Origin of the sequence: Streptomyces sp. NPDC056948 (assembly GCF_042674225.1) — a bacterium.
Classification (GTDB): domain Bacteria; phylum Actinomycetota; class Actinomycetes; order Streptomycetales; family Streptomycetaceae; genus Streptomyces; species Streptomyces purpurascens.
This window is the reverse complement of record NZ_JBHUQX010000544.1, coordinates 1-5,116: the sequence shown is the minus strand read 5'-3', so window position 1 is coordinate 5,116 and position 5,116 is coordinate 1. Positions and strand designations below refer to the sequence as shown.

Below are 5,116 nucleotides of genomic sequence, written 5' to 3'. Positions count from 1 at the left end.
CCCGGGGGGCCCTGCCGCAGCAGGGCCCCCACGCGCTCAGTGCTCAGTGTTTGAAGACGTCCTTGGTCTTCTCCTTGGCCTGGCGTGCGTCTCCCTTGGACTGCTCCGCCCGGCCCTCGGCCGTCAGCCGCTCGTTACCCACCGCACGGCCGATGGTCTCCTTGGCCTTTCCCTTGGCCTGCTCGGCCTTCGCCTTGGACTTCTGCTCTCCAGCCACGATTCGTTCACTCCAAGTCGTGTCCGACTTCGGGGTCACCTCCCGAGTGACCCCGGGAGGGACGGTCAAACGTGGGTGACGGCCGGACTGCCGCCGGCGAGGATGGAACGCTTGCCGGCCGGATGCTCTCCGGCTGTGCGTAGCCGGGCACCTCCATACCGCCATACGGCCGAGCGCCCGGCGCCCCCGTTCCAGGGCCTTGCGGGCTCTCGGGCTCTGCGGGACCTACGCTCGTGTGAACCCTTGGCTCCGCTCCACTTTCGCCACGTGCAGCGTGTAGCTCTCGTACCACTCGGCTTGCCCGCGCTTCTGTGCCGCGCGGTGCTCGGCGTTGCTCCGCCACTCCGTGAGGGCGTCGGCGTCGCGGAAGTACCCGACGGTGATGCCCAGCCCGCCGGGAGTCTGCGCGTGCTCCATCCCCAGGAACCCAGGGACGCCCTTCACCAGGTCTTCCATGCGTGCGGCGGTCTCGCTGTAGCCGCTCTGGTCCTGGGTTCGCACCGTCGTGAAGACAGTCACGTAGTAGGGGGGTTCAAAGGCCTCGACGGGCGTGACAGGCGCTTCGGAGTGATGGCTCATGGCGCCAATGTAGGGCAGGGTGCGCCCGACGATCCGGCGTCTTTCTGCAGGGATACCGGGGAGTGGGACGCCAGCGTGGTGCGGGCGATGCCCGGGCTGGCGAGCTGCTGCGCACCAGCGACGCCTTCGCGCGCTTGTGGGAGCGGCCCGAGGTAGGAGCACCTCAACAAGATCGTGTGACGAGCTCACGGCGAACCGCGTACCCCAGGTACGTCACCACCGGGCTGCCCTCCGGCTCGAGCACCATGTCGACGAGGTCCGGCAGCTGATCGTCGGTCAGCGTCCCACGCCTGCGGCCGCGCGTCGCACGCACCAGGCCGCGTACGTCGCGCGGCTTGAACGCGGAGACGTCCTTCGTGGACAGCCCCGCCCGGTCGAGGGACTCGGCGACTTCCACCGGGCGGCGCAGCCGGTGCGCGGCGTATCGGCCGCGGGGCATGATCCGGGTCCCCGGGAAGGCTTGGAAGGCACCGAGGTAGATGAGTCGGGACACGGGGGTGCGGTTCACCGTGTCGTAGACGAAAGCCGCGCCGGGGCGCAGCACGCGCGCCGCCTCCCTGAGGACGGCGTCCGGATGTTCGGTGATCTCGAGAGTGTCGGCGCAGTACACGAGGTCGAAGGAGTCGTCCGGGATGTCGAGTTCCTCGGCGGGCGTCGTCAGGTACGTGACGCCCAGCCCGTCGTCCGCGTCCCGGGCCAGGGCCGTCGCGGCGGGGGACGGATCGGCGGCGACGGCCTCGAACCCGAGCCGGGCGAGGCCGCGGGCCAGCAAGCCGCGCCCGCTGCCGACGACGAGCGCCCTGCTGCCGGCCGCCGCGAGGCTCAACTCCCCGAGCACGCGCCGCAGGTACTCCATCCGTACGGACTGGAAGGTCAGGGCCCGGATGTGGCGGCCGTCGATGGCCGCGGGTCCGGCCGAGTCGAGTGCGATGTGCGGGGCGGGGGGTATGACAGGCTCCCTCGACGCTCAGGGTCAGGTTCCCTGAGGGAACCTAACATCGACGGGCCGGCGGAGGGCGTGCTGCCGGCCCAGGTCTGGTTCACCCGGGCGTCGCACAGGGCGGCACCGCCGACGACACCTCGGTCAGGAGCCGCTCCACCTCGCTCCCCCAGCGTGAGGCGATCACCAGGTCGCGTGCCGGGTCCACCCACAGCAGGTGGTTGCCGCCGTTGCCGCGGGCGCAGCGGCCGGTGCGCGGTGCCCGGGGCCATACCGTGCCGTGGTCGTTGAGCCACCAGGACAGGCCGTACTCGGGCTTGACCGGGCAGGGCGTCCACAACTCCTCGATCCAGCGCCGCGACAGGACCTGACGTCCGTCCCACCTCCCGCCCCGCAGGCAGAGCAGGCCGATGCGGGCCAGGTCCAGGGCGCTGATCCACAGTCCGCCGCCCCAGTGCGCGCCGCCGGAGACCACCGGCAGCTCGGCGCCGTCGAGGGCGGTCACCGCGTGGTCGTAGCCGTGCCAGGACCAGCCGTCGGAGGCACCGGTCGGTGCCATGACGCGCTCGCGCAGCACGTCCGGCAGGGTGCGGCGGAGCAGGACGGTGAGCGCCAGCGCGGCGAGGTTGACGCGCACATCGTTGTAGGCCCAGCCGGCGCCGGGCGCTCCGCCCGCCGACTCGGTTCCCTCGCGGGTGCTCTGTGCGTCCACCCAGGTCGGCTTGGACCACAGCTCGCCCTCCCACTGGCTGGTCTGGTCCAGCAGGTGGCGCCAGGTGATCGCCCTTCCGTGGGGGGTGTCGAACTCGGGCAGGTCCACGGTCTTCGACACCGGCTCGTCCAGGCGCAGCGCCCCGTCGTCGTAGGCGATGCCCGCCACCAGCGACAGCACGCTCTTCGTGGCGCTGTAGGCCATCTCTGCGTGCGTGGGGTCGCCCCACGCGGCGACGACCGTGCCGGCCCGGACCACGACACCACTGGCCCCCTGCCCGTCGAGGAGCGGGCCGATGACCTCGCGGTGCGACGCGTCGGACACCTGGCCGGCGAGATACGACGCCATGTCGTCGATGCCCGCCACCGGCCGCCCCGCCTGCGCGCGCACGGCCCGCGCGAGTGCCGCCGCGTCCACTCCTTCCCAGGGGTCGCCGGTCCGGTCGCCGTTCTCCAGGACCTCTCCGTCGTATCGCGATGTCACTGCGTCCACGCCCATCCTCCGCCGCCTGTCGGCACATGTGTCCTCTGTCCGGCCGCCCCGCACGTCGGGCGGTCCGGTCCCGCCGGGTCAGCCGATCGCGTCCAGCAAGCCGCTTCTGCGCGGGAGTTGGGCGAGCTGGCCGCTGCCGAGGCGGATCCGGTCCTCGCTGATCATGACCCGGGCGGAGAGCACATCGCGTATCTGGCGGCTCAGGCTCCATTTGCTCGCGGACGGCTCCCGATAGGCGTCCACCCCGATGACCTGGAAGGAGTCCAGCACGCTCTCGTTGGCCCGGGCGGCGGCCGTCAGCCGCAGCGCGTTCGAGCGGCGCACCATGGCGTCGCTCGCGGTGCCCTGCAACTCCTCGTACTGGCCGGCGAGCGAGCGGATCTGCTCGGTGAGTTCGTCGATGGTGTCCGACGCCCGGCCCAGCCGCATGGTCTTGGCCGTGAGGACGTCGGGTGCGGTCCTGCTCTGCTGGCGCCGGAAGGCGTCCTGTGCGGTGGCGAACGCGGACTCGGCGATGCCCAGCCAGCACGCGGCCCAGCCCAGGTTCGACAAGGGCATGATCACGCGGGCCGAGGCCTCGCTGAACGACTCCTCCAGGATCCGGTCGGGATGCGTCCGGGCCCGTACCCGGCCGCCGCCGCTGCCCGTGCCGCGCATGCCGAGCGCCTGCCAGTCGCGCCATTGGGATATGACCAGTTCGTCGCGGTGCACCAGCACCACCGCGCCCTCGGTGACCGCGTCGTCGGCCGAGCGCCTGGCCACCAGCAGTCCGGCGTCGGCCTGTTGGAGGTAGGAGGAGACCGAGACGTTCTTGTCGATGACGATCCCGCCGCTGCCGTCCGGGTCCTCACGGCAGTGGGCTCGGCTCTCGCGGGGGCTCGCGGCTCCGGTTTCCGACATCAGGCTCGCCACCAGTGGCTGGGACTCCCACGCGGAGTCGAGGAACTCCTGCACCGGCTTACTGGTCTTGGGCTGGCGGGCGACCGCCTGGATCTGCCCCTGGTGCATGGCCCAGATCATGGCGGTGGAGGCGCATGCCTGGCCGAGCGCGTGGGCCACCGCGACGACCTGCGGCGCGGTCCACAGTCCCTGGCCCGGGACGGGCTCGGGGGCTAGCAGCCGGTGCCGCTTCAGCGCGGCGACGGCCTCGGCCGGGAAGCGGCCCTCGGAGTCCACGTCGACGGCGTGGGCCCGGGCCACCTCCACGGCTGCGGCGACCCGTTCGCGCAGGGGCCGATCGTCCCCGCTGTCGGTGTGGTTCATGCCTTCCAGGTCTTCGGTCATGGCCTCTTCCGTACGTGGGTGCTGTCAGCGGCTCGGCGGCGGGCTGTCGGCCCTGTCGGCTCAGCCACCGAACTCCATGAGCGTCTTCCGCAGGCGGGGCCCGGATTCGGCCAGCTTGTCCGGGTCGAGCATGCGCAGGTGCGGTGCGGCGGTCGCGATCGTGTCCGTCTCGCCCTCGAAGAGGCTCTCCCAGTACCGCCCGTCGAGGACCGAGGTGCGGTCCTCGGCCAGGAAATGCGTGAGACCGCAGGACACCAGGGGCGGCGGCCCGGCGAGGTCGACGTCGGCGGCGTCGAACATCACCACGTGCTCGATCTGATGGCCGCGTTCCTGGAGTTCGGCCGCGACGCCGGGGGCCAGCGCCGCGCCGATGGACCAGCCGACCAGCACGATCGGTCCCAGCACGTCGATGTCCTCCACTGCCGAGACGAACTCGTCCAGCACGGCGGCCGGATCGGCGGATCGCCCGTCCGCCTCGAGGAGCGGCGACAGGACACCGTGGACGGGCATGTGCTTCGGGAGATACGGCAAGAGCTGGACGAAGCTCCACGCCGTGCCGCTGAGCGGCGGGAGGCAGATCACCGTCGGCTCACCGCCCGCGGCCCGCAGCGGGACGGAAGGCTCCGGAACGAACTCGGGGCGCCCGAGCCGCTCGGCGAAGGTCCGCGGGGTCGGGAAACGGAACACCTCGGCCGTCTCCAGGGTGACGCCGAACATGTCCTGGAAGCGCAGCACCATCTGCACCGCGAGCAGCGAATGCCCGCCCAGGTCGAAGAAGTTGGAGTCGCGTCCGATGTCGTCGCGTCCCAGCAGGTCCCGGAACACGCCACGGATCAGCTGCTCGTGGGCCGAGCCGCCGTCCTGGTCGGCCACCGGCGCCGGCTTGGTGGTG

Annotated in this window: 6 protein-coding genes; all 6 read right to left on the bottom strand. The window is 71.8% G+C overall.

The window, feature by feature from the left end; translation table 11 throughout:
- Positions 1-43: 43 nt before the first annotated feature.
- Positions 44-217, bottom strand: a complete 174-nt coding sequence (locus tag ACFTZL_RS40665) for a CsbD family protein (RefSeq protein WP_184586600.1) — start codon at positions 215-217, stop codon at positions 44-46.
- A 225-nt stretch (positions 218-442) separates the two neighbouring features.
- Complete coding sequence (locus ACFTZL_RS40660; protein WP_382594328.1) at positions 443-796, bottom strand: antibiotic biosynthesis monooxygenase family protein; 354 nt, start codon at positions 794-796, stop codon at positions 443-445.
- 163 nt (positions 797-959) lie between these two features.
- The gene (locus ACFTZL_RS40655; protein WP_382594325.1) at positions 960-1,652 is read right to left on the bottom strand and encodes a class I SAM-dependent methyltransferase; all 693 of its coding nucleotides are present in this window, start codon (positions 1,650-1,652) and stop codon (positions 960-962) included.
- 184 nt (positions 1,653-1,836) lie between these two features.
- The gene (locus tag ACFTZL_RS40650; RefSeq protein WP_382594322.1) at positions 1,837-2,946 is read right to left on the bottom strand and encodes a serine hydrolase domain-containing protein; all 1,110 of its coding nucleotides are present in this window, start codon (positions 2,944-2,946) and stop codon (positions 1,837-1,839) included.
- Positions 2,947-3,018: 72 nt separating this feature from the next.
- On the bottom strand, positions 3,019-4,224 hold the full coding sequence (locus tag ACFTZL_RS40645; RefSeq protein ID WP_382594319.1) for a hypothetical protein: 1,206 nt from the start codon (positions 4,222-4,224) through the stop codon (positions 3,019-3,021).
- Between the two features lie 60 nt (positions 4,225-4,284).
- On the bottom strand, positions 4,285-5,116 hold an 832-nt coding region (locus ACFTZL_RS40640), incomplete at its 5' end, for an alpha/beta fold hydrolase (RefSeq protein WP_382594317.1).